Genomic DNA, 24,626 nt, shown 5'->3' with positions numbered 1-24,626 from the left:
CTTATCTCCGTCCCTTGTGGCGTGGCGACCGCGATGCGGCCGGTTCCTCGCCGGAATCTGTTTCGGTTTCCGGCTGCGCATCCCCGCGCAGCGCACCTTCAGCAAACTTGCCGCGCTTCAGAGCCTCGTCGATGAGCGCGTCCGTCAAGACGAGACGGGCCTCCGTCATCCCCTCGATGGGAAGGCGAACTTCGCTCTCCTCACCGGGGCGGGCGTCATCGCGCTGCAACCGCGCCTGCTCTCCATCGAGGCCGAGCAAGACGCCGCGGAACCTCTTGCGGCCCCCGATCGGCTCGTCCATCTCGATCTTGGCGACGTGGCCGGACCACCGGGTAAAATCCTCAAGCCGGGCCAGCGGACGATCGATGCCCGGCGAGGACACTTCCAGATGATAGGCCCGACCGACAGGATCGTCCACATCGAGAACGGGCGACACCGCGCGGCTGACCGCCTCGCAATCCTCGACACTCATCGTGCCATCCGGCTTTTCAGCCATGATCTGCACGGTGCAGCCGTTCTGCGCCGTTACCTTGACGCGCACCAGCCGATAGCCGAGATCGCCCAGCGTGGCCTCGATGAGGGCGGCCACGCGCGCGGCAATTCCGGTCTCACGAATGAGACGGCGATCGTCGGCAATTGCGGGTTCCTGATCGGTCATCTGGCCCAAAGAATATTGGAGCGGGTCCCGGCAGGACCCACCCTCATGAACGTTTCATGAGAAGGAGATTTCCGTTGTCATATAGGAAAATGCCGGTTGTGCGCAAGGCTTCGTGAAGGAACACGCGGCCGTGACAGGTGTTTGGGCCTTGAACAGAGGTTCGTCACTCAAAGGGAGATCATCATGTTCAGCAGACGCACGCTTCTCGCCGGCGCGAGCGCTGGCCTGGCCCTGAGCGCAATGCCCCTCGCGGCCCCACGCCTCGCACGCGCCGCAGCGCCGTTCCAGCAGCCGAAACTGCCCTTTGCCGAAGACGCCCTGGCGCCCTCGATCTCCGCCCAGACCGTCAACCTTCACTACGGCAAGCATCATGCCGCCTATTTCAAGGCGCTGAACGATCTGGTGCCCAACCGACCTTATGCCGATATGACGCTTGAGGAAGTGGTGAAGGCCAGCGCGCAGAAGGACGACGACCGCAAGATCTTCAACAATGCCGGACAGGCCTGGAATCACATCTTCTATTGGGAGCAGTTCAAGACCGGAGGCGCGAAAGCCCCTCAGGGCACGCTTCTTCAGGCGATCGAGCGCGATTTCGGCGGCCTCGACGACTTCAAGACCAAGTTCACCGCCGCGGCCGGCGACGTCTTCGGGTCCGGCTGGGCATGGCTTGTCCACGACAATGGCAAGCTAACCCTGAGCGGGACACCCGGCGGTGACAGCCCGTTCGCGCGCGGGAAGACACCCCTCCTCGGCATCGACGTGTGGGAGCACGCCTATTATCTCGATTACCAGAACCGGCGGCCGGAACATGTGAAGGCCGTGCTCGACAATATCGTGAATTGGGACGTCGTCGCCGAACGGATGGCGTAAGCCTTTTCACGAAGGCAGGCGGCGGCATCTCCGACCGACGCCTGCCACCTTGCAGGGGAGCGCGCCCCTGATATACCGGCAGGACCTTGCCGCACACATTTCCCGTTCGCAAATTCGCGCTGCGCCGCCCGCTCCTGAGCCGTCAGGAACTTGTGCTCGTCCTCATCACCATGGTGTGGGGCGGGACATTCCTCGTCATCCAGAAAGCAATGGAGGTGTCGGGGCCGCTGTTCTTCGTCGGCCTGCGCTTCGTGATTGCCGGATTGATCCTGGCCGCCCTCTTCCACCGCCTGCTGCGCGGCACGACCCGTGTCGAACTGGTTGGCGGCGTGGTGATCGGCGTGAGCCTGTTCCTGGGCTATTTCCTGCAGACCTGGGGACTGCAGACGATATCCAGCAGTACGTCAGCGTTCATCACCGCGCTCTACGTGCCCTTGGTGCCGCTGCTGCAATGGGTCGCGCTGCGCCGCCCGCCCCATGTCATGAGCTGGGCCGGAATCGCGCTGGCGTTCACGGGCCTTGTGTTGATGACCGGACAGGACGCGGGCTCCCTGCGCTTCTCACAAGGCGAGATCGCCACGATCCTGTGTGCACTGGCCGTGGCGGTGGAGATCATCCTGATCAGCCGCTACGCCGGCCGTGTCGACAGCCGCCGGGTGACGGCGATCCAGCTCCTCGTGGCGGGCTTTCTCTCGTTCGGCCTGATGCCGATCGCGGGGGAGGCCGTGCCGGCATTCTCCTGGCAGCTTGCCGCCAGTGCGCTGGGTCTCGCCGCCGCAAGCGCGGGCATCCAGCTTGCGATGAACTGGGCGCAGCGCTCGGTATCGCCCACCCGCGCGACCCTGATCTACGCAGGTGAACCGGTCTGGGCCGGGATCGTGGGCCGCATTGCGGGCGAGCGGCTGCCCAGTTTGGCCCTGCTCGGCGCAGCATTGATATTGGCCGGCGTGCTGGCGAGCGAATTGCGGCCCAAATGGCGCCGACCCGAGAAATCTGACACTTCGTTCTAATTCCCGGTGACGGCCCATCTGCCGGAAAAATACCCGCTGCGCAGAAGATAGACGGCCATCGCGACCGACACATAACCCTCGACGATGCACAGCGTGATCGCCGCGCCGATCTCTCCCTTCCAGCGGACAAGCGGGATGACGAGGAGAAGGCTCAGCATGCCTGCCGTGACGAGGATGATGTTGAATGCCCTGTTGCGCCCGTTCGGCAGGATGATCTGCAGCCCGATGAAGGTGGAAAAGGACATGATGACGGGAAGCAAGGCAAGATAGCGAAGCACCTCCCCTGAGGCCGCGAAATCCGGCCCGCCGACGATCCGGACGAAATGGTCAGCCCCGACGAAGAGCGTGATCCCGATCAGAACGGAGGCGCCGATGATGACCAGCGCCGAGCGCTTGAGGAGATAGGATGCGTGTGCCGCGTCGGTGCGGACGAGCCGGCTCAGGCGCGGGAACAGCGCGTTGGAGACCGGCGCCAGCACCGATTGCGCAGCGAGGCGCAGTCGGTCTGCCAGAACGAAATGTCCCGTCGCGGCAGGGCCCGCCAGTGTACCGAGAATGATGGGCGTGAGATTGACGTACATGCCGACGGCGGAGGTCGACAGGAAGATGGTGCTGCCGTCCCGCAACTCACCCCACACATCCCGCCATTTCGGGAACGTCCAGACAAACAGGCGGCTTCGGTGCAGCCAGACGAAGGTGGCGGCGCCCGCGAGGATGGTGGCAGCGGCGTTGCAGCCGATCATCCATTCCGCATCACCCGGGCTTTTCACGAGAAGCACGATCAGGACCAGCGCGAGGATGCGCGACGCGATCTGGATGAGGGAGAACTCTTTCATCCGCTCCAGCCCCGTGAGCAGCCAAGTGGGAAAAACGGCCTGGCCGGCGATGGTGCCCAGGCCGAACAGATAGAGCTCCGCGTTAGTCTCAAAAAACGGCAGCGTCAGCACCAGCGCCAGGATGAGCGCAATCATCAACACGGCCAGGATCGCCTGCGAGGCGATCGTCGCAGCGGCGATGCGGGACACCTCATCCGGATCGTCCTGAGCGGCGGCGATCTTTCGCGTGGCGCTCCATGAAAAGCCCCAGCTGACCACGAGGCTGAAATAGCCGAGCACCAATTGCACCAGCGCAACCCGGCCCCAGGTCTCCACCCCCAGAACACGCGCGCTATAGGCCGCAATCAGAACGGGGATGACGTAGGACGAGATTTGAAGCACGCCCAGCGCCATAATGTTCGAAAGCAGGCTGCGCGGCTGTCTCATCGATGCTCGAACCGCTCCGGAATCGTCATGTCGCCGATAAGTATTCGGCGTTGCCCTCAAATGGGAGCTGCCGCCTCTTCGGCGTCCACGACTATGCCATCTTTCCTTTTGGGAGCTACCTGCAAACTGCGGTTGCATTCCTAAAAAAGTACGCTTAACTTTATCGATCAGTATTCCGATGAAGTCGGAGGGCCGTTTATGCTTAGCGTTTTGCGCAGCCAAGCCCCCCGCATCCGAACAATGCTAACGCCATCAGCGCTTTTGCTGCTGAAGGGCGTGCATCGTGTCGTAAATGCGCACAACAAGGCTGATTTTTACTGTTCCGGTCATGGCCTGGAGGTCGGAGCTCTTTCCTGCCCGTTTCGTTTTACGAACGCGAAGATGCGCTACGCGGACGTGATGGACGAGGTGCAGATGAGGGGTGTGCTCTCGGCTATTCCCATCGAGAACCTTTACCACGAACAATTGGTAAAGCCCGACATCATCATAAGACCACCGAAATACGACCTTCCATCAATTGAGGATAGTACCCTCGACTTCGTGTATTCATCGCATTCGCTGGAGCACAGCCCAAACCCGATCTTCGCTCTCTCGGAATATTCGCGTGTCATCCGACAGGGTGGTTGCATCTATACGATTATTCCGAACAAGGACGAGACCTACGACCGGAAGCGCGCAACGACACCCGTAACGATTCTGATCGACAAATATCGAAACGGCATTTTCGAATACACGCTGGAGGAAGCGCGCGATGTGGCCGAGAATACCGTTGATCATCCGCTTTATGTCGGCCGCGGCCCGGAATATGCGGCGGAGCTCCTGGCAGAAAACAGCGGTATCCACCATTTCCACACGTTCGACATCGTCAATTCAGCCGAGATCATCAAGTTCTCGGAAGCCGAATTCGGCCTGAAACTTCAATATCTCTGCGCAGAAGGCCTCAACATTCACTTCTGTCTCAGGAAAACTTGAGCGGGGCTGACCTCTCGGGGCCGGCACCGCGGTTCAACGTCGACGGAAGATCAGATAGGCTGGGGGCCGGTTTTCGCGCAGGGCCTTGGCCTCATAGCGCGTGCCGGGCCAACCGGCCCAGGGCTTGCGCCATTCATCGGCCCGCTCCGCCGTCCACTCGAAATCGGTAGAGCGGCGCAGATGTTCCAGCGTCCATGTCACATAGGTGTCGATGTCGCTCGCGAAACGGAACTCACCCCCCGGCTTCAGGGCGCGAGCGATGCGTCCGACGTTCGCGTCCGAAACAAAGCGGCGCTTCCAATGCCGGATCTTCGGCCACGGGTCGGGATAGAGCAGGTCGACCCGGACAAGACTGGCCGGGGGCAGCCAGTCGAGCAACAATGCCGCGTCGTTATCGAACAGCCGCACATTGCGCAGACCGTCCTGCTCAACGCCGCCAAGAGCCTTGGCCATGCCATTGAGGAACGGCTCCACCCCGATAAAGCCCGTCTCCGGATGTGCCGCCGCCTCGGACAGGAGATGCTCGCCCCCACCGAAACCGATTTCGAGACGCACGTCTGAAACGGACGCCTCGAACAACGTGTTAAGATCGTCCGGAGCGGGCTGAGACAGATCGATCCGCAGACGCGGAAGGAGATTGGCTACACGCTCGCTCTGCCCGGCACGCAGGGGCTTACCCTTGCGCCGGCCATGAAGAGCCCCTCGCCCGATCGCGGCGTCGGATGCGTCGGGCATCAGATCCTCCAGCGAGGCCTCAGCGGATGGCCGACTTCAGGGCGTCGGCGAGATCCGTCTTTTCCCAGGAGAAGCCACCCTCGGCATCCGGCTCGCGGCCGAAATGGCCATAGGCGGCGGTGCGCGCATAGATCGGCTTGTTGAGCTGCAGATGCTGGCGGATGCCGCGCGGCGACAGGTCCATGACCTCACCCAGCGCGCGTTCGAGCGCCGCCTCATCCACCTGTCCCGTTCCGTGAAGGTCGGCGTAGATGGACAAGGGCTTCGACACGCCGATTGCGTAGGCGAGCTGGATCGTGGCGCGCTCGGCGAGACCGGCCGCCACAACATTCTTGGCGAGGTAGCGCGCGGCATAGGCTGCCGAGCGGTCAACCTTGGTGGGATCCTTGCCCGAGAAGGCGCCGCCACCATGTGGAGCCGCACCGCCATAAGTGTCGACGATGATCTTGCGGCCGGTGAGACCGGCATCACCGTCCGGGCCGCCGATGACGAACTTGCCCGTGGGATTCACGTGCCACTCGGTGGCATCACCGATCCAGCCTTCCGGCAGAGCGCCGCGAATGTAAGGCTCCACGATCGCGCGGACATCGCCGGAGCTCAGGCTCTCGTCGAGATGCTGCGTTGACAGCACGATGGAGGTGACGCCAACCGGCTTACCGTCCTCATAACGGATCGTGACCTGGCTCTTGGCATCAGGACCGAGCTTGGCAGCATCGCCCTGGCGCGCATGGCGTGCTTCCGCGAGACGGCGCAGGATGAGATGCGAATAATGCAGCGGAGCCGGCATCATCTCGGGCGTCTCGCTGCAGGCATAGCCGAACATAATGCCTTGATCGCCGGCGCCTTCGTCCTTGTTGCCGGCGGCATCGACGCCCTGAGCGATATGGGCCGACTGAGCATGCAGCAGAACGTCGATCTGCGCGTGTTCCCAGTGAAACCCGTCCTGCTCGTAGCCGATGTCCTTGATGGCGGCACGGGTCAGATCGACCAGATGTTCCTTCGTTACGCTTTCCGGACCACGAACTTCGCCGCCGATAACCACACGATTGGTGGTGGCGAACGTCTCACAACCCACCCGCGATTCGGGGAAAGCCGCGAGATAGGCGTCCAGAACCGTATCCGAGATGCGATCGCAGACCTTGTCGGGATGCCCTTCCGACACGGATTCACTGGTGAAGAGATAGGAGGAACGGCGCACGATGGAGGCTCCGGCAGAATAGACGGCGCAAGGATTTGAGCCGGGGTTCTCGCAGCCAGTGTGGCCGCCGTCAATACGGAGCGCAACCCTAGTTGGTCGACTGTTCCGTTGCGAGCGCGGTCACCAGATCCACAATGCGACGACGTACTTTGGGGTCCGAAACCTTCATGAAGGATTTCGTGAGCTGGAGACCATCGGACGTCGCCAGAAATTCCGCGACGTAATCATTGGCCTTGGGCTCACCCAGACCATCATCGATGCTCTCGCCCGCCGCATCCTCGAAGAAATAGGACACCTGAACACCGAGCAGGCTGGCGATCTGCTGCAGCCGGCTCGCACCGATGCGGTTAGTGCCCTTCTCGTATTTCTGGATCTGCTGGAACGTGATGCCCAGGGCGGAACCCAGCTTTTCCTGAGACATGCCCACCAGCAGGCGGCGCATGCGGACCCGGCTTCCGACGTGCTTGTCGATCGGATTGGGTGCCTTCGTGGTCATCAATTGCTCCTCAAGCACGCGGGCCGCTGTCAGGACCGACGCTCGGCGTGCTTACGCATGGCTAAGGGCAAACCGAGCGGGAGAAGCGGCGGCTTGGCCTCGTGGACATCTCAGGGCGTGCACAATGGTTCCAGCGTTTGGCAAAGTCAAACCCGTACACGGCCTACTAGAGCCCCGACAATAGTAGCAATGTAGACGAGAACAGCCGCCCAGAGCCCAAATCTGGCGAAGGGGGTCGGAGCCAGCGCTGCAGGGATTTTCGCGTCCAAAACCCCAGCAATCCCAAGAGGAAGGCTCGCAGTCCTTCGTCCCAATGGATCGATAACCGCAGATATCCCGGTATTGGCTGCGCGCAGAAGCGGCAATCCCTGCTCGATCGCGCGAACGCGGGCCTGCGCGAGATGCTGGTATGGTCCGGGCGTGATCCCGAACCAGCCGTCATTTGTCACATTAACCAGAACGCCAGGCCGTTGATCCGGGTCAATTGTTCCGGTGGAAAAGATCGCCTCGTAGCAGATCAACGGAGCAATGATCTGCCCTCCTGGCAGCATGAGATGGCGCGGTGTCTGGCCAGGCGTAAAGCCTCCCGGCAGGCGGGTGAGCTGACGCAGCCCAAGGGATTCGAGCGCGTCCTGAAACGGAAGATATTCACCGAACGGGACGAGGTGCACCTTGTCGTAGGTAGCGATGATCGAGCCGTCGCCGGCAAGCGCGTGGATCGAATTGAAGAACAGGCGCCTGCCGTCGCCGTCTTCTTCCATGCGCGCGGCACCGGTCAGGAGAATCGTTCGGTCGGGAAGCAGCGCGCCGATTTCCGCCAGGGCCTCCGGCGTGCGCGCCAACAGGAAAGGGAATGCGGATTCCGGCCAGATCAACAGGTCGATTTCGTCGAGACCGCGCGGCTCCGGTCCACCGGAGCCTACCGAGAGGGCGAGATAACGCGCCAAGGTGGCCGGGCCCGCCGATGCCCGGAACTTGTCGTCCTGCTGAACGACGGGCTGCATGATTCGGACATTCGTTTCCGTCTCGAGCGTCGGCGAGGCAGCCAGCCGCCATGCGCCGAATCCTGTGAGGAGGGCGAGCGCGCCGACGGCAAGAACACTCGGCCACCATCTGCCGCGTCCGGGATCCGCCAACGCGGCCGGCGCCGCAAAGATCAGGATCGCCAGAGGGGTAAGGCCATCGACGCCGAGAATGGACGCGCTTTGGCCCAGCACGGAATTGTCCGCCAGCGCGTATCCGAATTCATTCCAGGGAAAGCCGGACAAAAGACGTCCACGCAGGAATTCCGAAAGGCCCAGCCCGAACGCCAAAGCACAGATCCGGCCCCATCCCGGACTCCACAATCGCCAGGCCAGGGCGCAGCCGAACGCAGGAAAGACGGCCAGAAGCGCCGGCAGGCCGAGCACGGCAAACGGCATCAACCAGCCAAAGCTTTCCGCATCCACAAGGAACGCTGCACCGATCCACCAAAGACCGGCGAGGAAATAGCCAAATCCAAACGCGAATCCGGTTCCCGCCGCCGCGCGAAATCCCGCTCGGCCGGGACCCGCCCCGTCGAGCAGCCATACGAGGACCGGGAACGTCAGGGCAAGGACCGGAAAGATGCCAAATGGAGGCATCGCCAGCGCGCTGGCCGCCCCCGCTAGAGCTGCGGCCACAAGGCGCCGAGCGCCCTCCAGCAGGACGATCCTGTGCACCGGAAGTGCAATCAAGGCGTTTACTCCGACGGCTTGCCCGTGACCGGAGGCGGAAGAAGAATGGTCGGCCCGGTGTCCTCCGCCGGAAGCCCCTCCTCGGGCTTCCTGCGCCGCACGCGCACCCGCTTCACGCGACGGGGATCTGCTTCCAGCACCTCGAACTCGATGTCGCTCGGGCCGGAAATGATCTCGCTGCGCGCCGGAACGCGGCCTGCAAGAGTGACGATGAGGCCGCCCACGGTGTCGACCTCCTCGCCGAGCTCGATCAGATCCGGGTCGTTGCCCATGCGCTCGATCAATTGCTCGATGGGCGTGCGGGCGTTGGCGATCAGCGACCCGTCCCGGGCCTTCTGGATCATTGGCCCCTCGATCTCGTCGTGCTCGTCCTCGATCTCGCCGACGACGATCTCGATCAGGTCCTCGATGGTGACGAGACCGTCGGTCCCGCCATATTCGTCGATCACCAGCGCCATATGGGTGCGCGTCGCCTGCATCTTGGCCAGCAGATTGCTGGCGGCGGTGAACGGCGGCACATAGAGCACGTTGCGCAGCAGATTGGCTTGGCCCAGCGACACGGACAGATCCGCCCGGGTCAGATCAACGCCGGCGCTGGTGCGTCCGCGCGTGGCGACATAGCGCAGCACGTCCTTGATGTGGACCATGCCCCGCAGATCATCGATGCTCTCGCCGAAGACCGGAAGGCGGGAATGCTCGGCCTCCTCGAATCGCATCAGAAGTTCGGCGAGGGTGATGTCGATCGACACCGCCACGATGTCCGGCCGAGGCACCATCACGTCGTGGATGCGCCTCTCGCGCAATCCGAGGAGATTCTTCAGCATCGCCCGCTCAGCGGTCGAGAAGTCCGGCAGCAGCGTGTCGTCGGAGGCCAGCGCGTCTTCGATCTCGTGGCGCAGGGATGTCGCGGGCTTCATGCGCAACAGGCGCTTCAGAAGGCTCGTCCAGCGTTGCTCGGAGACCGGCTCGGAAGGCGGCACGACCACCGGAAGGTGATCGCTGGTTCTACTGGAATCGTCGGAAGAGGCTGTCATTGTCTCCTCGTCGGCCGCTCAGGCGGGCGACGTCTCGCTGTAGGGATCTGCGATGCCGAGGAGGGACAGGGCGGCACGCTCGGTGTCCTCCATCTCCTCGGCCTCATCGTCGGTCAAATGGTCGAAGCCGAACAGATGGAGCGTGCCGTGGACGACGAGATGCGCCAGATGGTCGGCGAAGGCCTTGCCTTCGTCAGCCGCCTCGCGCGCCACGGTCTCATAAGCGAGGATGACATCGCCCAAGAGGGTGGCCTCCTCGATCTCCTCGTCCTCGGCTCCGGGGAACGACAGCACGTTGGTCGCACTGTCCTTGCCCCGCCAATCGCGGTTCAGCTCGCGAACGCGGGCGTCATCGGCCAGCACGACCGACAATTCGGCGTTCTTCTGGCATTGCAGGCCCGCTGCCTCCATGGCCGCAAACACCGCCCGCTCGGCAATTTTGACACTCTCGGAATGGGCCGACCACAGGTCGCTTTCCGCCGCGACGTCGACGATCGGCCGTGGTCCGACGCCGTTCATCGCCGGTCCGCTGGGAGGCTGGCAGCTTCGTCCGCCGCCTCGTAGGCACGTACGATGCGGCCGACCAGCTCATGACGCACCACGTCTTCCTGGCCGAAGCGGGCGACATGGACGCTCTCGACGTCGCCCAAGAGGCGCACGGCCTCAGACAGACCGGATTTCTGGCCGGTCGGCAGGTCGATCTGGGTGACGTCTCCGCACACGATCATGCGCGAATGTTCGCCCAGCCGGGTCAGGAACATCTTCATCTGCATCGAGGTGGAATTCTGGGCTTCGTCCAGAATGATGGCCGCGTTGGAAAGCGTCCGGCCGCGCATGAAGGCCAGCGGTGCGATCTCGATGATGCCGGCCTGAAGGCCGCGCTCGACGCGTTCGGCGGGCATCATGTCGTAGAGCGCGTCGTACAGAGGGCGCAGATAGGGATCGACCTTCTCGCGCATGTCGCCGGGCAGGAAGCCGAGCCGCTCGCCGGCCTCAACCGCCGGACGTGACAGTACGATGCGATCGACCTCGCCGCGCTCCAGCAGCACCACCGCATGGGCAACCGCAAGATAGGTCTTGCCGGTACCGGCCGGGCCCACTCCGAACACGAGTTCGTTGCGGCCCAGCGCGCGGATATAGGCGTCCTGCGCGGGCGTGCGCGCCGTCACCGTCTTCTTGCGTGTGGACAGCTGCGCCATCAGCGGGCGCGTGGAATCATCACCGGGGAAGAGCGTGCCCTGGGAGGCCGTCATGCGGATCACGCCCTCGACATCGCCAAGCGCGACATGCTCGCCGCGCTTGACCCGCGCCGCCAATCCATCGAGAACGCGGCGCGCCTGCTCGATGGCGCCGACAGGACCGCGAAGGGCGAGATGATTGCCGCGGGGCGTGACCTCGACGCCGAGGCGCCGCTCGATGAAGGCGAGGTTCTGATCGTGGCTGCCGAAGACGCCGCTGGCGATGCGATTGTCCTCATAGCTGAGGACGATTTCGTTGCTTGCGCCCTGGGCGGGCGCGGCCGGCGAGGCAGGCAGCGTCAAGCAATGACCTCCAAAGCGTGCTGTTGCGATTGTTTCACGAGGGCCGGCTCGCCGAACAGGCTGTTGCGTCCGTTCGACAGGATGCGCACCGATACGATATCGCCGATCTTCACGTCCGGCGCCTCCATCTGCACCGGCTGGAGGAACGGCGAACGCCCCGCGACCTGACCCGGATGACGACCGGCGCGATCGAACAGCACATCCATGGTGCGGCCGACGCAGGAGCGGTTGAAGTCCTGACGCTGCTCCTCGAGCAGGCCCTGGAGGATGGCGAGGCGCTCGGATTTCACGGCTTCCGGCACCTGGGCGTCCATATCGGCCGCGGGGGTGCCGGGGCGCGGTGAATATTTGAACGAGAACGTCGAGGCAAAACCGACAGCCCGGATAAGATCGAGCGTCGCTTCGAAATCCGCATCGGTCTCTCCCGGGAAGCCGACAATGAAATCACTCGACAGGGCCAGCTTCGGCTGGGCGGCGCGGATGCGCTCGATCAAGCGAAGGTAATCCTCCGCAGTGTGCTGCCGGTTCATGTCGGCGAGAATACGGTCCGAGCCGGATTGCACAGGTAAATGCAGATACGGCATCAATTCCGCCAGATCGCCGTGGGCGGCGATCAGATCCTCGTCCATATCGCGGGGATGGCTGGTCGTGTAGCGCAGTCGATCGATGCCGGGAATCTTCGCGAGGCGTCGCAGCAGCCGGCCAAGCCCCCACACCGTGCCATCCGGCCCGTCGCCATGGAACGCATTGACGTTCTGGCCGAGAAGGGTGAGCTCGCGCACGCCCGCATCGGCAAGGCGCTCGGCCTCGCGGACGAGATGATCCACGCGCCGCGACAATTCCGCCCCGCGTGTGTAAGGCACCACGCAGAAAGTGCAGAACTTGTCGCAGCCTTCCTGCACCGTGAGGAAGGCGCTGGGGCCACGCGCGCGCGTCTTGGCTGAACTCGCCGCCGGCAGATGGGCGAACTTGTCCTCGACCGGGAATTCGGTGTCCACGACCTTGCCGCTGCGCGCACGGGCCATCAGATCGGGAAGGCGATGATAGCTTTGCGGGCCGACGACGAGGTCGACGCCTGCGGCGCGCTTCATGATCTCCGCGCCTTCGGCCTGGGCCACGCAGCCCGCTACCGCAATCATCGTGTCCTGCCCGCCGGCGGCGCGCTCGGCCTTCATCTCGCGCAGACGGCCGAGTTCCGAATAGACCTTATCGGCGGCCTTCTCGCGGATGTGGCAGGTATTCAGGACGACGAGGTCGGCGTCTTCGGGACGATCGGTTTCGACATAGCCTTCCGGCGCCAGCGCATCGGCCATGCGCTGGGCGTCATAGACGTTCATCTGACAGCCATAGGACCGGACGAAAAGCTTCCTGGGTTGTCCCATCATTCCTGCGATGTGCTCTGGCGCAGGCCCGTTTCGGCCACGAGGCGCCTGTGTATCCCGTCCAATAATCCCAGCTTCTCTTTAGACGTTTTTCCGGTCCAAGAGAATAGCGTGTCATTCAGCGCCGGAACGAAGGCGGCGCGTCATCTCGCGAACCTGCCGTTCCGCAGCACGGGCCAACGCCTTCCGGTCCGTGCCTGAATCGATCGCGATGGGCTCGCCGAACGAAATGGTGGCGTCGAGCACGCCGCGCTTCAAGAGCGCCCATAGATGCGGCGGCAAGGTCATGTCGCCGTACCAGGCGATCCTGGGACGCCAGAAGCGGCCGATCGGCACGCCGTGCCAGCCCGTATAGGTGATGGACACCGGCTGCACCCAGACACGCTCGCCGACGTCCTCGCCGAGCGCATCACGCGTCGCTCCCAGCAGCGCGCTACGAAACGGCAGCACGCGGTTGTGATCGCTCGACGTGCCTTCGGCGAACAGCACGATGGCGTCTCCCGACTGGAGCCGGCGCGCCATGGCGCCGGTCACATCGCGGGTGGCCGTCCTTCGGGTCCGATCGACGAAAATCGTCCGCTGCAAGCGCGCGAACAGGCCGAACACCGGCCAGGATCCGACCTCGCTCTTGGCCACGAATGAGACGGGAAGGACGGCCGAGAGAACGGAAATATCCAGCCATGAGACGTGGTTGGCGAGGAGAAGGAGCGGCCGCTGCGGGGCGGGCGCGCCCTCCACATGCCGCCGGACGCGGATGATGCGGTTCAGCGCGCGATGATAGAGCCAGGGCACCCGTCGGGCACCCGGCAGGCCGGTCTTCAGCAGCGCCCATTGCACTGGAATTCCGGCGAGGCTCAGCATCGTCAGGGCGCCGATCCGCCCGATCGCTCCCGGGACGGACATGAGGTGGCTAGCGCTCCTCGTCCTTCAGCGGCACGGCGTACAATTCCATGCGATGGTCGATCAGCCTGAAGCCCAGACGGCGCGCGATCTCGGCCTGGAGGCGTTCGATCTCCTCGTCGCGGAATTCCACCACCTTGCCGCTGCGCAGATCGATCAGGTGATCGTGGTGCTCGTCCGGCACGGGCTCATAGCGGGACCGGCCGTCCCGGAAATCATGGCGGGCCACAATGCCCGCATCCTCGAACAGCTTCACGGTGCGGTAGACCGTGGAGATCGATATCCGCGAATCGACGCGGGACGCACGGCGGTACAATTCCTCGACATCGGGATGATCGGTGGCGCCTTCGAGAACACGCGCGATCACGCGGCGCTGCTCGGTCATGCGCATGCCCTTTTCGGCACATTGCTCTTCGATGGAGGATGGGTCCAACACTGCCGCTCCCAGGCATTTACGTTTCGATGTTAGCCGCGGATCACGGTCTCAGCCAAGCCGGCGGGCCATGACAAGGGCAGTGCCGCGCGTGCCGTCGCGCCGCGCATAATAGGCCGGCCTTGTGCCGACCTGCTCGAATCCGAAGCGATTGTAGAGCCCGCAGGCCGGTGCGTTCGCCTCGTCGACCTCGAGCACGACGCGCCGCACGCCTGCCATCGCAACCCGGGCGAGATGACGGGTGAGAAGAGGCGTCGCGCCGCCTTTGCCGCGCTGCCGGGCCGCGATTGCGATGGAGAGAAGCTCGGCCTCGTCGGCCGCGATGCGCGACAACGCGAAGCCGTCGATGGAAGGGCTCTGTGCGGCCGAGCGAAGGATATCCGCGATCACCGCACGGTCACCGAGAAGATCCTCGATTTCGGCGGTGCTCCATCCCCGCGCGAAGCCTTCCGCATGCAGATCCGCAATCGCGGCCGCGTGTTGGGAGCCTGCGCGATCGACGCGCCATTGCGGCTTTCCGAAGAAGTCGAACATGGCGTCAGGCCCGCGCCACGCGTCCCGCCGTCTGCGGCTTGGCATCGGCGGCGCGCAGATAGACCGGACGCGGCGGACGGTCGGGCAAGGCCGAAACGGCGCCCAGCCGGGCCACCCATACGGTATCAGGGATTGCGGCATCCGCCTCGATGTCATGCTGCACGCCGCTCGCCGCCTCGGCGACAAGAGCCGAGCCGGAGCCGACCAGCCGGAAGGGCGAGGCTCCGGCCATGCGCGCCGCATCCTTCGCGGTGAGGAGGCGGGCCGGCACCATGCTGCGGCCATTGGGCGAGAACATCTGGAAGAAGACACGGCCATGGCGGGCGTCGATTGCGGCGCCGACCGCCCGCCCGTCATCAAGCGCGAGGATGGGCGCGGCAAGAGCGGCAAGAGTGGTGATGCCGATCAATGGGATGCCGGACACGAGACCGAGCCCGCGGGCGGCGGACAGCCCGACACGAATGCCGGTGAAGCTGCCGGGGCCTGTGGTGACCGCGATCCGATCGACGTCGCCCAAAGCCTCGCGATTGACCAGTACACGCTGGATCATGGGAAGCACGGCCTCGGCGTGGCCGCGCTCCATGTCCATGCTGTCACAGCTCAGCACCATGTCCTCGTCGGTGTCGAGCAGCGCCACCGAGCAGGCGGTGAGCGAGGTATCGATGGCCAGCACGCGCACTTTGGATCTCAGCCCCGAAAATCAGACATCACATTGGCCGAGATCGCACTGCGCCGGAAGCCCCTCAGACGGGACGCACTTCCTGCACTTCGGGCACGAAATGGCGCAGCAGGTTCTCGATGCCGTTCTTGAGCGTGGCGGTCGAGCTCGGGCAGCCGGCACAGGAGCCCTTCATGTTGAGGAAGACGATACCCTCGCGGAAGCCCTTGAAGGTGATGTCGCCGCCGTCCTGCGCCACGGCGGGCCGGACCCGGCTTTCGATCAGTTCCTTGATGGTGGCGACGAGGGTCTCGTCCTGCGGCTCGTAGAACTCGCCCTCCTCCGCGCCGTGGTCGGCCGCTATGCCTTCGGCAAGAAGCGGCCCGCCGCGCAGATAATGCTCCATGATGGCGCCGAGAATGGCCGGCTTGAGATGCTGCCAGTCTTCGCCTTCTGCCTTCGTCACCGTCACGAAATCGGAACCGAAGAACACGCCGCGCACCCCGGTGATGCCGAAGAGCCGCTCCGCCAGAGGCGAGCAGGGCGCGTCATGCGCGTCGGTGATCTCGAGCGTGCCGCCGGGCAGCACATCGCGGCCGGGCAGGAACTTCAGGGTGGCAGGATTTGGCGTGGCTTCGGTCTGAATGAACATATCGGTCTCCGTTCGCCACCGGGTTCAAGGCACGGGGCGTTCGCCCTCCCGATATGGCGCAAGGCACCGCCGATTGCAAAGATCAGCGGCGCACGAAGCCCACGATGTCCTTGATCTCGGCCATGTTCTTCGCGGCGATGGCCTCGGCGCGCTCGGCGCCATTGCGCAGGATGGCGTCGATCGCATCCGGATCGGCCATCAGGCGCTTCATCTCGCCGCCGATGGGCCCGAGCTTTGAAACCGAAAGATCGACCAGCGCCGCCTTGAACGCGGAGAATTGCGCACCGCCGAAATCGTTCAGCACCGCTTCACGGGTCGTGTCCGACAGGGCCGCGAAAATGCCGACCAGGTTGTCGGCCTCGGGCCGCGCCTTGAGGCCCTCGACCTCGGACGGCAGCGGCTCCGGATCGGTCTTGGCCTTGCGCACCTTGGCGGCGATGGTGTCGGCGTCGTCGGTGAGATTGATGCGGGAATTGTCGGAGGGGTCCGATTTCGACATCTTCTTGGAGCCGTCGCGCAGGCTCATCACACGCGTGGCCGGCCCGGTGATCAGCGGATCGGGCAGGGGGAAGCAGGCCTCGCCATAGCCTTTGGCGGCAATGCTCTCGGCGAAGTCGTTGTTGAACTTCTGGGCGATGTCGCGCGCGAGTTCGAGATGCTGCTTCTGATCCTCGCCTACCGGCACCTGGGTGGCCTTGTAGACGAGGATGTCGGCCGCCATCAGCACGGGGTAATCGTAGAGTCCGATGGACGCATTCTCGCGATCCTTGCCGGCCTTTTCCTTGAACTGCGTCATGCGGTTGAGCCAGCCGATGCGGGCCACGCAATTGAAGATCCAGGCCAGTTCGGCGTGCTGCGGCACCTGGCTCTGGTTGAAGATGATGCTCTTCTCGGGATCAAGGCCGCAGGCGATGAAGGCGGCAGCCACCTCGCGGATGGTGTGCCTCAGCTCGTCGGGCTTCTGTGCCACGGTGATGGCATGCAGGTCGACCACGCAATAGAGGCATTCGTGGTGGTGCTGGAGCGCCACGAAGCGCGAGATCGCGCCGAGATAATTGCCGAGGTGGAGATTGCCGGTGGGCTGAACGCCCGAAAATACGCGCGGCTGGAAAATGGCCATAACATCAACGTCCCGAAAGAGGCGCGGGTTATCGCAACCCCGCTTGCAGCGCGCAAGCCCGGCGGCTAAGCCTGCCCGACCCTTCCGGAGATACCCATGCCCTCGACCCGCTACGACGTTCTCGGCCTCGGCAACGCCATCATCGACGTTCTCGCCCGCGTCGAGGACGATCTCGTTGTCCGCGAGGGTCTGCACAAGGGCAGCATGACGCTGATCGACGAGGCGCGGGCCGCGGATCTCTACGCGAAGATCGGCCCCACGATCCTTGTTTCGGGCGGAAGTGCGGCGAACACCTGCGCGGGCATCGCCTCGCTGGGCGGCCGAGCAGCGTTCATCGGCAAGGTGCGCGACGACGCCTTGGGCGACAGTTTCGCCCACGATATCCGCGCCGTGGGCGTGCATTACGACACGCGGGCCGCCAATTCCGGGCCCGCAACGGCCAGCTGCACCATTCTGGTGACGCCGGATGGCGAGCGCACGATGAACACCTTCCTCGGCGCGAGCCAGCATCTCGGCCCGGAGGATGTCGACGCCGAGATCGTGCGCGCCAGCGGCACGATCTATCTCGAAGGCTATCTATGGGACCCGCCGCAGGCGAAGGAAGCCTTCCGGCGCGCGGCCGACATTGCTCACGAAGCCGGCCGCCAGGTCGCACTTTCCCTGTCGGACCTGTTCTGCGTGGAGCGGCACCGGCCGGAATTCCTCGACCTCATCCGCTCCGGCCGGGTCGATCTCCTGTTCGCCAACGAGCATGAGTTGAAGGCGCTTTACGAAACCGCTGATTTCGACACCGCCGTCGTCGCGCTGCGCAATGACGCGCGACAGGCGATCGTGACCCGCAGCGAAAAGGGTGCGCTTGTCGTGACGCGCGAGGAAACCTTTGCCGTTGCCGCTTTCCCCGTGGAGCGGGTGGTGGATGCGACGGGTGCAGGCGATCTGTTTGCCGCCGGCGTATTGACCGGCCTCGCCAAGGGACTGGCCCCCCGCGAAGCCGCTCGGCTGGGGGCGCTGGCCGCGTCCGAATGCCTTTCGCATATGGGGCCGCGTCCGCAGGCGAGCCTGTCCGATCTCGCGACGCAAAACGGCTTCTTCGCCGACGCATGAAGGCGTTCGCGATCTACGGCGCGGCCGCACTCTGCGAAATCGCCGGCTGCTTCGCCTTCTGGGCCTGGCTACGGCTTCATCAGCCGATCTGGTGGCTGCTGCCCGGCCTCGCCGCGCTGGCCGCATTCGCAGCCCTGCTGACCCTCGTCGAAAGCGATTTCGCCGGACGCGCTTATGCTGCCTATGGCGGCATTTACATTGCCGCGTCCCTGTTGTGGCTCTGGGCGGTGGAGGGCCATAGGCCCGATGCCTGGGATATGTCCGGCGCCGCGCTGTGCGTGGTCGGAGCGTCGATCGTGCTGCTGGCGCCGCGTGGCTGAGAACCGTCTGAACGGAGAGTGATGATGACCCGTCTTGTGCGCAAACTGACGATGGCTTTCGCGCTGCTGGGTGCCCTTGCCGTCGCCTCGTGCGGAGATTCCGACGCCGAGCACCGCAAGGCTTTCGCGCAATTCCTGCAAACCCGCATCGTCGACAAACCGGGCCTGCACGTGCCGCAGCTTACCGAGGACGAGCGAAAGAGCTTCGGTTCCTATGCGGCGCACTATGCCGTCATCACCGATTTCCACACAGCGATGAACGACAGCGTCTCGCCGAAGGTCAACGAGGCCATGCGCAAAGGCGGCTTCACCTCGGCGGGCGAGCTGGTGACCCGAAAAGGCGATATCGAAATCGCCCGGACGACCATCAACCAGATGGCCGCCGCGCTGGACGGGTCGCTGGCCAAGGCCGACACCGCGCATGCGGGACTGGACCAGCCGGACGACCTCAAGCCCGTCTACGATCAGGCCTACGAGCGCTCGGTGACGCAGCCTGCGGCGACCTTCAAGAGCATCGTGCCGGTGCTGGAGACGGTCTTCACCCAGGCGCTCGATCTCGGGGCGTATCTGGAGCAGCACAAATCCGTCATCACGATATCCGGGCCGGCCCTCCAGGTGACCGATCCCGCCGTGCTGAAGGAGGTCAACGCCAAGCTTCAGCAATTGCAGAGCTCTCAGCAAAGCGTGCTGAAGGCGCAGCAGGACATGGTGCGGATGATCCGCGGATAGGATGCAGACGGCAGCGCCGCCCTACAATTTCCGCAGCTTCACTTCCTCGACGCGGTGGTCGGCGCCCTTTTTCAGGATGAGGCTGGCGCGGCCGCGCGTGGGCAGGATGTTGTCGCGCAGGTTCGGCAGGTTGATGCGGTCCCACAGGCCCTCGGCCAGCTGGCGCGCCTCTTCCGCCGGCAGCTTCGCATAACGCTCGAAATAGGAATTCGGATCGCGGAACGCCGTGTCGCGCAGGCGCTGGAAGCGGCTGACATACCAATCGTGGATCAGCTCCTCCTCGGCATCGAGATAGATCGAGAAGTCGAAGAAGTCCGAGACGAATGGCATCGTACCCGCTCGCACCGTGCCGGCCTGCAGGACATTGAGACCTTCCAGGATGAGGATGTCGGGCCGATCGACAACGACCTCGCCGCCCGGCACCACGTCATAGGTCAGATGCGAATAGACCGGGGCGGCGACGCGGTCCTTGCCGGCTTTGATATCGGCCATGAACGCGAGCAGCGCCGCAAGGTCATAGCTTTCCGGGAAACCCTTGCGCTGCATCAGGCCTTCCTGCTGCAGGACCGCATTGGGCAGAAGGAAGCCGTCGGTGGTGACGAGATCGACCTTCGGCATGTTCGGCCAGCGCTTGAGAAGCGCCTGCAACAGCCGCGCGGTGGTGGACTTGCCGACCGCCACCGACCCGCCGATGCCGATGATGTAGGGCACTTTAGCGCCGCGCGTGTTGAGAAACGCCCGTGTCGCGTTGTAGAGGCCTTGCGTCGCCTCGACGTACAGGGCCAGCAGGCGGGAAATCGGGAGATAGATCTCCTCGACCTCCCGCTGGTCGACGGGATCGTCCAGCGAACGCAGCCCCACCACCTCTTCAGCCGTCAGCGTCATTGGCGTGTCGGCACGCAGCTTGGCCCATTCCTCACGGGCGAAGGTACGATAATGGGATTTCGGTCGGACCGGGCGCATGTCCATATTGTTCGCCCTCCTATCCACGTCGCGCCGCTTTTTCAGCGAGGCCGGACTGGGCCGTGCGCGATTCCAACTCCGCCATCACCTCATCGAGCGGCACGCCCTTCAGACGCAGCAGCACGAGAAGATGATAGAGCACGTCGGCAGCCTCCTTGGTGAGGCCGCTCTTGTCGTCGAGTGCCGCAGCCAGAACGGCCTCGAACGCTTCCTCGCCGAATTTCTTACCGCAGCGCTCGACACCGGCTTCGAGCAATTGCCGCGTATAGGACGAGCCCGCGTCCGCCGAGGCGCGCTGGGCGATCAATGCGTCCAGATCATGGAGCGTGAAACCGGCCATCAGAGATTCTCCCGCCAGGAGGGATCGAGCCGGACGGGAATGCCGCCGCGCGCCATGTGAGCCTTCGCCTCGCCGATGGTGAATGTGCCAAAATGGAACACACTCGCCGCAAGCACCGCGCTGGCGCCGCCGTCGCGCACGCCTTCCACGAAATGATCGAGCGTGCCGACGCCGCCCGATGCAACGACCGGCACCGGCACCGCGTCGGCCACGGCCCGCGTCAGCGCAAGATCGTAGCCGTCCTTGGTGCCGTCGCAATCCATGCTGGTCAGCAGGATTTCGCCGGCGCCCAAAGCCGCGACGTCGCGCGCGTAGTCCAGCACATCGATGCCGGTGGGGCGACGACCGCCATGGGTGAAGATCTCCCAGCGGTCGGCTTCGTTTGGCCCCGAAACCTTCTTCGCGTCCACGGCAACGACGATGGCCTGTGCGCCGAATTTATCCGCCGCGCGGCCCACGATGGCGCGATCCGCTACTGCTGCGGAATTGATGGAGACCTTGTCGGCACCAGCCAGCATCAGATTGCGCACATCGTCCACGGTGCGGACGCCGCCGCCGACCGTGACCGGCATGAAACAGTTCTCGGCGGTGCGCGCCACCACATCGAGCAGGATCGCACGCTCCTCATGGCTCGCGGTGATGTCGAGGAAACAAAGTTCGTCCGCGCCCGCGGCATCATAGGCCTTGGCGGCCTCGACGGGGTCGCCCGCATCCACCAGATCGACGAAGCGGACCCCCTTCACCACGCGGCCGTCCTTGACGTCGAGACAGGGAATGACGCGAACCTTGAGGGACATCAGGCAGATGCTCCCCGCACGAGGGCGATCGCCTCGGCCGGATCTAGCCGACCGTCATAGAGCGCACGGCCGGTGATGGCGCCGGCGATGGCCCGGTTCTCGGGCTCGAGCAGGCGCTTCACGTCCTCGATCGAGGCGAGCCCGCCAGAGGCGATCACCGGGATCGACAGAGCCTCGGCCAAAGCGCGCGTGCCGTCGAAATCGAGGCCCTTCAGCAGGCCGTCGCGCGAGATGTCGGTGTAGATGATGGCAGCCACGCCGGCATCCTCAAAGCGGCGTGCCAGATCGAGCGAGGTCAGTTCCGACAGCTCGGCCCAGCCTTCCACGGCGACGCGGCCATCGCGCGCGTCGACACCAACCGCGATCTTGCCGGGATGGGTGCGCGCGGCTTCCTTCACGAAGTCCGGATCGCGCACCGCCGCCGTTCCAAGGATGAGGCGGGCGATGCCCCGCTCCAGCCAGGTGTCGACAGCCGCCATGTCGCGAATGCCGCCGCCGAGCTGCACCGGCATGCTGACCGACTTCAGGATGGCTTCCACGGCATTCAGGTTGATACTCGAGCCGGCGAAGGCACCGTCGAGATCGACGACGTGCAGCCATTCAAAGCCGGCTTCCTCGAATTCCTGCGCGGTTGCGCCCGGATCGACCCCGTAGACGGTGGCCTGGTCCATGTCGCCCTGCTTCAGGCGCACGACGTTGCCCTGCTTCAGATCGATGGCGGGATAGAGGATCACGGCGTCCACCTCAGGAAGTTGGCAATGAGCGTCAGGCCGAGGCGCTGGCTCTTTTCGGGATGGAATTGCGTACCCGCCACATTGCCGCGCGCCACCATGGCCGTGACGCGGCCGCCGTAATCGGCGTGCGCCAGCACGTCCTGCGGATCGGCCGGCACGAAATGGTAGGCGTGCAGGAAGAAGGCATGCAAGCCGTCCGGACCGAGCGGCACGTCCTTCAGCAAGGGATGGTCCCGGTCGCGCTCCAGATTGTTCCAGCCCATATGCGGAACCTTGAGCGCCGCGTCGGAAGGCGTGATGCGCACCACCTCGCCGGGGATCCAGTCGAGGCCGTCGGCGCCTTCGTGCTCCACGCCGCGCGTGGCCAGCAATTGCATGCCGATGCAGATGCCGAAGAACGCCGCGCCGCGCGTGTGGACGGCCTCTTCGAGCGCCTCGCTCAGGCCATCGACCGCGGCCAGGCCGCGCCGGCAGTCGGGAAAGGCGCCATCGCCCGGCAACACGATGCGGGCCGCCGCCGCGACCTTTTCCGGATCGGACGAGATGACGAGATCGCGGGCGCCGGCCACTTCGAGCGCCTTGGCGGCGGAGCGGAGATTGCCGGCGCCATAATCGACGAGAACGACGCTCATCGCGACGGTCCCGGCTGAGGAAAGAGGCCGAGCACGGAATTATCAGGCTGCGGACGCAGCGCAGCCGCAAAACGCCCAGTGTCCGGAAGCTTCGGCGCGGGCGCCTGCTCGACTGCCGCAATGGGTGGATTGACGGTGAAATATTCCGTCTCGGCCGCCAATCCGTTCTTCGCCGCGATGCTGGCCACCTGGACGAAATCCCGTCGGGCCAGTTTGCGACGACGCAGATCGTTGCCCTCGAAGCCCGCATACAAGGCCGGAATTATGCCGAGGAGAAATTCGGCGCCGCCGGCAAGCGGAAGCCAGGCGCCGAGCAACCCGATTGCCGCCGTGACCAGAAGGTAGATGAGCGTGCCGAGCCAGAGCCGGTTGTAGAGCAGCCAGGGCAGCGAGAAAAAGAAGGCCAGCCACGAAAAGCCGTCCTTGACGACGACGAGCCGATCCGCCCGCTCCAGGGCGTTCTTGGCAGAGCGGGGCTCGTGAACGGTCCAGATTCGCATGAAGACCTCAGCCGCCGAGGCTGCCCTTGGTGGACGGAATGCGGTTTTCCGCACGCGGATCCACCGCGAGCGCCACGCGCAGCACACGCGCCAGACCCTTGAAGCAGGATTCAGCGATGTGGTGGGCGTTCACACCATAGGGGGTTTCGACATGCAGCGTGACCGCGGCATGGGTGGTGAAGCCCTGGAAGAACTCGCGCACCAGCTCGGTGTCGAAATCGCCGACCTTCTCGGCCGTGAACTGCGTGCGCCACACGAGAAACGGACGACCAGAGATATCGAGCGCGACTCGCGTCAGCGTTTCGTCCATCGGCATCGCGACGTCCGCATAGCGATTGATGCCTCGCATGTCGCCGAGCGCCTGCCGCACCGCCTGCCCGAGCGCGATGCCAATATCCTCCGTGGTGTGGTGGAAATCGATGTGCGTGTCACCCGTGGCGTCGACATCCAGATCGATGCCGGAGTGCCGGGCGAGAAGATCGAGCATGTGGTCGAGAAAACCCACACCGGTCGAGATGTTCGACCGACCCGAACCGTCGAGATCGACGGAGAGATTGATGCTCGTTTCGTTCGTCGTGCGGACGATGTTGGCGCGGCGGCTCATGGGCATACCTGACTTCGTGCGGCCATCAATGGACCACAAAGCATGAAAACCCCGTCACCGGGGCGTCATGGGCGCGTCTTTAGCAGGCCAGCCCCCGCCGCGCCAATGGTTCTGGCCCAAGCCTTTGCGGAACGCGCCCGCGCCCTTAGATAGAACGCCTGTTTTTCGGAGTGTTCATGAGCGATACCAGCACAATCTGGCACGGCACCACCATTCTCCACGTTCGCAAGAACGGAAAGATCGCCATCGGCGGCGATGGTCAGGTCTCGATGGGACAGACCGTGATGAAGCACACCGCCCGCAAGGTGCGGCGGCTGGCGGGCGGCACGGTCATCGGCGGCTTTGCCGGCGCAACCGCCGATGCCTTCACCCTGTTCGAGCGGCTGGAAGCCAAGCTCGAACAATATCCGGGGCAATTGCTGCGGGCCTCCGTCGAGCTCGCCAAGGATTGGCGGACCGACCGATATCTTCGCCGGCTGGAAGCCATGATGCTCGTTGCCGACCCGTCGACGAGTCTGGTGCTGACCGGCACGGGCGACGTTCTGGAGCCGGAGCGGGGTGTCGCTGCCATCGGCTCCGGCGGCAATTATGCCCTCGCGGCGGCCCGGGCGCTCGTCGATACCGAGCTTTCCGCTGAGGAGATCGTGCGGAAATCCATGAAGATCGCCGCCGAGATCTGCGTCTACACCAACGATCAGCTCACGCTCGAAGTTCTCGACGCAGCCTGATCCGG

30 protein-coding genes are annotated in these 24,626 nt (G+C 64.4%); 7 read left to right on the top strand and 23 right to left on the bottom strand.

Features of this window, described 5'->3' with window-relative positions:
- Window position 1: 1 nt before the first annotated feature.
- Window positions 2-658 (bottom strand): ribosome maturation factor RimP, encoded by a 657-nt coding sequence (gene rimP, locus ACQ6S1_RS09865; protein ID WP_445041003.1) that lies wholly within the window; start codon window positions 656-658, stop codon window positions 2-4.
- Between the two features lie 183 nt (window positions 659-841).
- On the opposite strand from rimP, the gene ACQ6S1_RS09860 reads away from it, so the two are divergent.
- Both ACQ6S1_RS09860 and ACQ6S1_RS09855 read left to right on the top strand, forming a co-directional pair.
- Window positions 842-1,528 (top strand): superoxide dismutase, encoded by a 687-nt coding sequence (locus ACQ6S1_RS09860; RefSeq protein WP_445041002.1) that lies wholly within the window; start codon window positions 842-844, stop codon window positions 1,526-1,528.
- 86 nt (window positions 1,529-1,614) lie between these two features.
- Complete coding sequence (locus tag ACQ6S1_RS09855) at window positions 1,615-2,538, top strand: DMT family transporter (protein ID WP_445041001.1); 924 nt, start codon at window positions 1,615-1,617, stop codon at window positions 2,536-2,538.
- Here ACQ6S1_RS09855 and ACQ6S1_RS09850 read toward each other — a convergent pair.
- Window positions 2,535-3,800, bottom strand: a complete 1,266-nt coding sequence (locus ACQ6S1_RS09850) for an oligosaccharide flippase family protein (RefSeq protein WP_445041000.1) — start codon at window positions 3,798-3,800, stop codon at window positions 2,535-2,537. The two genes, ACQ6S1_RS09855 and ACQ6S1_RS09850, sit on opposite strands and share 4 nt — an antisense overlap.
- 198 nt (window positions 3,801-3,998) lie before the next feature.
- Here ACQ6S1_RS09850 and ACQ6S1_RS09845 point away from each other — a divergent pair, with 198 nt between their 5' ends.
- On the top strand, window positions 3,999-4,772 hold the full coding sequence (locus ACQ6S1_RS09845) for a methyltransferase domain-containing protein (protein WP_445040999.1): 774 nt from the start codon (window positions 3,999-4,001) through the stop codon (window positions 4,770-4,772).
- 33 nt (window positions 4,773-4,805) lie between these two features.
- Here the strand turns inward: ACQ6S1_RS09845 and trmB are convergent, their stop codons facing one another.
- The 14 genes from trmB to trpS form a co-directional block, all read right to left on the bottom strand.
- Entirely contained in the window at window positions 4,806-5,507 is a 702-nt protein-coding gene (trmB, locus tag ACQ6S1_RS09840) for a tRNA (guanosine(46)-N7)-methyltransferase TrmB (protein ID WP_445040998.1), read from the bottom strand.
- 19 nt (window positions 5,508-5,526) lie between these two features.
- Window positions 5,527-6,705, bottom strand: coding sequence for a methionine adenosyltransferase (metK, locus tag ACQ6S1_RS09835; RefSeq protein ID WP_445040997.1), 1,179 nt, complete (start codon window positions 6,703-6,705; stop codon window positions 5,527-5,529).
- Between the two features lie 88 nt (window positions 6,706-6,793).
- Complete coding sequence (locus tag ACQ6S1_RS09830) at window positions 6,794-7,201, bottom strand: helix-turn-helix domain-containing protein (protein ID WP_445040996.1); 408 nt, start codon at window positions 7,199-7,201, stop codon at window positions 6,794-6,796.
- A 146-nt stretch (window positions 7,202-7,347) separates the two neighbouring features.
- Window positions 7,348-8,916: an apolipoprotein N-acyltransferase gene (lnt, locus tag ACQ6S1_RS09825; RefSeq protein ID WP_445040995.1), complete on the bottom strand. Its 1,569-nt coding sequence runs from the start codon at window positions 8,914-8,916 to the stop codon at window positions 7,348-7,350.
- Between the two features lie 5 nt (window positions 8,917-8,921).
- Window positions 8,922-9,950, bottom strand: coding sequence for a transporter associated domain-containing protein (locus ACQ6S1_RS09820; protein ID WP_445040994.1), 1,029 nt, complete (start codon window positions 9,948-9,950; stop codon window positions 8,922-8,924).
- Window positions 9,951-9,968: 18 nt separating this feature from the next.
- Window positions 9,969-10,469: an rRNA maturation RNase YbeY gene (ybeY, locus tag ACQ6S1_RS09815; RefSeq protein ID WP_445040993.1), complete on the bottom strand. Its 501-nt coding sequence runs from the start codon at window positions 10,467-10,469 to the stop codon at window positions 9,969-9,971.
- Window positions 10,466-11,485 carry a PhoH family protein gene (locus ACQ6S1_RS09810; RefSeq protein ID WP_445041262.1) on the bottom strand — a complete coding sequence of 340 codons (1,020 nt, stop codon included), beginning with the start codon at window positions 11,483-11,485 and terminating at the stop codon, window positions 10,466-10,468. Before ACQ6S1_RS09810 ends, ybeY begins: the two co-directional genes overlap by 4 nt.
- 2 nt (window positions 11,486-11,487) lie before the next feature.
- Complete coding sequence (gene miaB, locus ACQ6S1_RS09805; protein ID WP_445041261.1) at window positions 11,488-12,873, bottom strand: tRNA (N6-isopentenyl adenosine(37)-C2)-methylthiotransferase MiaB; 1,386 nt, start codon at window positions 12,871-12,873, stop codon at window positions 11,488-11,490.
- 114 nt (window positions 12,874-12,987) lie between these two features.
- Window positions 12,988-13,776 carry a lyso-ornithine lipid O-acyltransferase gene (olsA, locus tag ACQ6S1_RS09800; protein WP_445040992.1) on the bottom strand — a complete coding sequence of 263 codons (789 nt, stop codon included), beginning with the start codon at window positions 13,774-13,776 and terminating at the stop codon, window positions 12,988-12,990.
- Window positions 13,777-13,783: 7 nt separating this feature from the next.
- The gene (locus ACQ6S1_RS09795; protein ID WP_445041260.1) at window positions 13,784-14,164 is read right to left on the bottom strand and encodes a Fur family transcriptional regulator; all 381 of its coding nucleotides are present in this window, start codon (window positions 14,162-14,164) and stop codon (window positions 13,784-13,786) included.
- Between the two features lie 93 nt (window positions 14,165-14,257).
- A complete protein-coding gene (locus tag ACQ6S1_RS09790; protein ID WP_445040991.1) occupies window positions 14,258-14,740 on the bottom strand; it encodes a GNAT family N-acetyltransferase in 483 nt (160 codons plus the stop codon).
- Between the two features lie 4 nt (window positions 14,741-14,744).
- Window positions 14,745-15,419 carry a tRNA (adenosine(37)-N6)-threonylcarbamoyltransferase complex dimerization subunit type 1 TsaB gene (gene tsaB / locus ACQ6S1_RS09785; RefSeq protein ID WP_445040990.1) on the bottom strand — a complete coding sequence of 225 codons (675 nt, stop codon included), beginning with the start codon at window positions 15,417-15,419 and terminating at the stop codon, window positions 14,745-14,747.
- Between the two features lie 64 nt (window positions 15,420-15,483).
- Complete coding sequence (locus tag ACQ6S1_RS09780) at window positions 15,484-16,050, bottom strand: NifU family protein (protein WP_445040989.1); 567 nt, start codon at window positions 16,048-16,050, stop codon at window positions 15,484-15,486.
- Window positions 16,051-16,132: 82 nt separating this feature from the next.
- Entirely contained in the window at window positions 16,133-17,170 is a 1,038-nt protein-coding gene (gene trpS / locus ACQ6S1_RS09775; protein WP_445040988.1) for a tryptophan--tRNA ligase, read from the bottom strand.
- Between the two features lie 96 nt (window positions 17,171-17,266).
- On the opposite strand from trpS, the gene ACQ6S1_RS09770 reads away from it, so the two are divergent.
- The 3 genes from ACQ6S1_RS09770 to ACQ6S1_RS09760 are packed head-to-tail and all read left to right on the top strand — an operon-like array spanning window position 17,267 to window position 19,323.
- Window positions 17,267-18,274, top strand: a complete 1,008-nt coding sequence (locus ACQ6S1_RS09770) for an adenosine kinase (protein ID WP_445040987.1) — start codon at window positions 17,267-17,269, stop codon at window positions 18,272-18,274.
- A complete protein-coding gene (locus ACQ6S1_RS09765; protein ID WP_445040986.1) occupies window positions 18,271-18,594 on the top strand; it encodes a YnfA family protein in 324 nt (107 codons plus the stop codon). Before ACQ6S1_RS09770 ends, ACQ6S1_RS09765 begins: the two co-directional genes overlap by 4 nt.
- Before the next feature lie 21 nt (window positions 18,595-18,615).
- Complete coding sequence (locus ACQ6S1_RS09760) at window positions 18,616-19,323, top strand: DUF3053 family protein (protein ID WP_445040985.1); 708 nt, start codon at window positions 18,616-18,618, stop codon at window positions 19,321-19,323.
- A gap of 21 nt (window positions 19,324-19,344) precedes the next feature.
- On the opposite strand, the gene coaA is transcribed toward ACQ6S1_RS09760, so the two are convergent.
- From coaA to hisB, 7 genes are read right to left on the bottom strand one after another with little or no spacing between them, the layout of a single operon-like run.
- Window positions 19,345-20,292: a type I pantothenate kinase gene (gene coaA, locus ACQ6S1_RS09755; protein ID WP_445040984.1), complete on the bottom strand. Its 948-nt coding sequence runs from the start codon at window positions 20,290-20,292 to the stop codon at window positions 19,345-19,347.
- Window positions 20,293-20,305: 13 nt separating this feature from the next.
- Window positions 20,306-20,626 (bottom strand): phosphoribosyl-ATP diphosphatase, encoded by a 321-nt coding sequence (locus tag ACQ6S1_RS09750; RefSeq protein ID WP_445040983.1) that lies wholly within the window; start codon window positions 20,624-20,626, stop codon window positions 20,306-20,308.
- Window positions 20,626-21,423 carry an imidazole glycerol phosphate synthase subunit HisF gene (hisF, locus tag ACQ6S1_RS09745; RefSeq protein ID WP_445040982.1) on the bottom strand — a complete coding sequence of 266 codons (798 nt, stop codon included), beginning with the start codon at window positions 21,421-21,423 and terminating at the stop codon, window positions 20,626-20,628. Before hisF ends, ACQ6S1_RS09750 begins: the two co-directional genes overlap by 1 nt.
- Window positions 21,423-22,166: a 1-(5-phosphoribosyl)-5-[(5-phosphoribosylamino)methylideneamino]imidazole-4-carboxamide isomerase gene (hisA, locus tag ACQ6S1_RS09740; RefSeq protein WP_445040981.1), complete on the bottom strand. Its 744-nt coding sequence runs from the start codon at window positions 22,164-22,166 to the stop codon at window positions 21,423-21,425. The genes hisF and hisA overlap by 1 nt, the downstream gene beginning before the upstream one ends.
- Window positions 22,154-22,789, bottom strand: a complete 636-nt coding sequence (gene hisH / locus ACQ6S1_RS09735; RefSeq protein ID WP_445040980.1) for an imidazole glycerol phosphate synthase subunit HisH — start codon at window positions 22,787-22,789, stop codon at window positions 22,154-22,156. The genes hisA and hisH overlap by 13 nt, the downstream gene beginning before the upstream one ends.
- The gene (locus tag ACQ6S1_RS09730; RefSeq protein WP_445040979.1) at window positions 22,786-23,289 is read right to left on the bottom strand and encodes a DUF2628 domain-containing protein; all 504 of its coding nucleotides are present in this window, start codon (window positions 23,287-23,289) and stop codon (window positions 22,786-22,788) included. The genes hisH and ACQ6S1_RS09730 overlap by 4 nt, the downstream gene beginning before the upstream one ends.
- A 7-nt stretch (window positions 23,290-23,296) precedes the next feature.
- Window positions 23,297-23,893 (bottom strand): imidazoleglycerol-phosphate dehydratase HisB, encoded by a 597-nt coding sequence (gene hisB / locus ACQ6S1_RS09725; protein WP_445040978.1) that lies wholly within the window; start codon window positions 23,891-23,893, stop codon window positions 23,297-23,299.
- A gap of 176 nt (window positions 23,894-24,069) precedes the next feature.
- Between hisB and hslV the strand changes: the two genes are divergently transcribed.
- Window positions 24,070-24,621, top strand: coding sequence for an ATP-dependent protease subunit HslV (hslV, locus tag ACQ6S1_RS09720; RefSeq protein WP_445040977.1), 552 nt, complete (start codon window positions 24,070-24,072; stop codon window positions 24,619-24,621).
- Window positions 24,622-24,626: the final 5 nt, after the last annotated feature.

The organism is Terrihabitans aquatilis, from assembly GCF_052542005.1.
The sequence above is the reverse complement of the archived record's forward strand: the minus strand, read 5'-3'. Positions and strand labels throughout refer to the sequence as shown.

Excerpts from the sequence above, each read along its gene's own strand:
- ACQ6S1_RS09760 (WP_445040985.1), top strand. The coding sequence starts at position 18,616 with ATGATGACCCGTCTTGTGCGCAAACTGACGATGGCTTTCGCGCTGCTG.
- hisB (WP_445040978.1), bottom strand. The coding sequence starts at position 23,893 with ATGAGCCGCCGCGCCAACATCGTCCGCACGACGAACGAAACGAGCATC.
- ACQ6S1_RS09795 (WP_445041260.1), bottom strand. The coding sequence starts at position 14,164 with ATGCGCATGACCGAGCAGCGCCGCGTGATCGCGCGTGTTCTCGAAGGC.
- ACQ6S1_RS09750 (WP_445040983.1), bottom strand. The coding sequence starts at position 20,626 with ATGGCCGGTTTCACGCTCCATGATCTGGACGCATTGATCGCCCAGCGC.
- olsA (WP_445040992.1), bottom strand. The coding sequence starts at position 13,776 with ATGTCCGTCCCGGGAGCGATCGGGCGGATCGGCGCCCTGACGATGCTG.
- ACQ6S1_RS09730 (WP_445040979.1), bottom strand. The coding sequence starts at position 23,289 with ATGCGAATCTGGACCGTTCACGAGCCCCGCTCTGCCAAGAACGCCCTG.
- ACQ6S1_RS09830 (WP_445040996.1), bottom strand. The coding sequence starts at position 7,201 with ATGACCACGAAGGCACCCAATCCGATCGACAAGCACGTCGGAAGCCGG.
- rimP (WP_445041003.1), bottom strand. The coding sequence starts at position 658 with ATGACCGATCAGGAACCCGCAATTGCCGACGATCGCCGTCTCATTCGT.
- hisF (WP_445040982.1), bottom strand. The coding sequence starts at position 21,423 with ATGTCCCTCAAGGTTCGCGTCATTCCCTGTCTCGACGTCAAGGACGGC.
- ACQ6S1_RS09790 (WP_445040991.1), bottom strand. The coding sequence starts at position 14,740 with ATGTTCGACTTCTTCGGAAAGCCGCAATGGCGCGTCGATCGCGCAGGC.
- coaA (WP_445040984.1), bottom strand. The coding sequence starts at position 20,292 with ATGGACATGCGCCCGGTCCGACCGAAATCCCATTATCGTACCTTCGCC.
- ACQ6S1_RS09780 (WP_445040989.1), bottom strand. The coding sequence starts at position 16,050 with ATGTTCATTCAGACCGAAGCCACGCCAAATCCTGCCACCCTGAAGTTC.
- ACQ6S1_RS09845 (WP_445040999.1), top strand. The coding sequence starts at position 3,999 with ATGCTTAGCGTTTTGCGCAGCCAAGCCCCCCGCATCCGAACAATGCTA.
- ACQ6S1_RS09860 (WP_445041002.1), top strand. The coding sequence starts at position 842 with ATGTTCAGCAGACGCACGCTTCTCGCCGGCGCGAGCGCTGGCCTGGCC.
- hslV (WP_445040977.1), top strand. The coding sequence starts at position 24,070 with ATGAGCGATACCAGCACAATCTGGCACGGCACCACCATTCTCCACGTT.
- ACQ6S1_RS09850 (WP_445041000.1), bottom strand. The coding sequence starts at position 3,800 with ATGAGACAGCCGCGCAGCCTGCTTTCGAACATTATGGCGCTGGGCGTG.
- miaB (WP_445041261.1), bottom strand. The coding sequence starts at position 12,873 with ATGGGACAACCCAGGAAGCTTTTCGTCCGGTCCTATGGCTGTCAGATG.
- trpS (WP_445040988.1), bottom strand. The coding sequence starts at position 17,170 with ATGGCCATTTTCCAGCCGCGCGTATTTTCGGGCGTTCAGCCCACCGGC.
- ACQ6S1_RS09765 (WP_445040986.1), top strand. The coding sequence starts at position 18,271 with ATGAAGGCGTTCGCGATCTACGGCGCGGCCGCACTCTGCGAAATCGCC.
- ACQ6S1_RS09820 (WP_445040994.1), bottom strand. The coding sequence starts at position 9,950 with ATGACAGCCTCTTCCGACGATTCCAGTAGAACCAGCGATCACCTTCCG.
- ybeY (WP_445040993.1), bottom strand. The coding sequence starts at position 10,469 with ATGAACGGCGTCGGACCACGGCCGATCGTCGACGTCGCGGCGGAAAGC.
- hisH (WP_445040980.1), bottom strand. The coding sequence starts at position 22,789 with ATGAGCGTCGTTCTCGTCGATTATGGCGCCGGCAATCTCCGCTCCGCC.
- ACQ6S1_RS09770 (WP_445040987.1), top strand. The coding sequence starts at position 17,267 with ATGCCCTCGACCCGCTACGACGTTCTCGGCCTCGGCAACGCCATCATC.
- trmB (WP_445040998.1), bottom strand. The coding sequence starts at position 5,507 with ATGCCCGACGCATCCGACGCCGCGATCGGGCGAGGGGCTCTTCATGGC.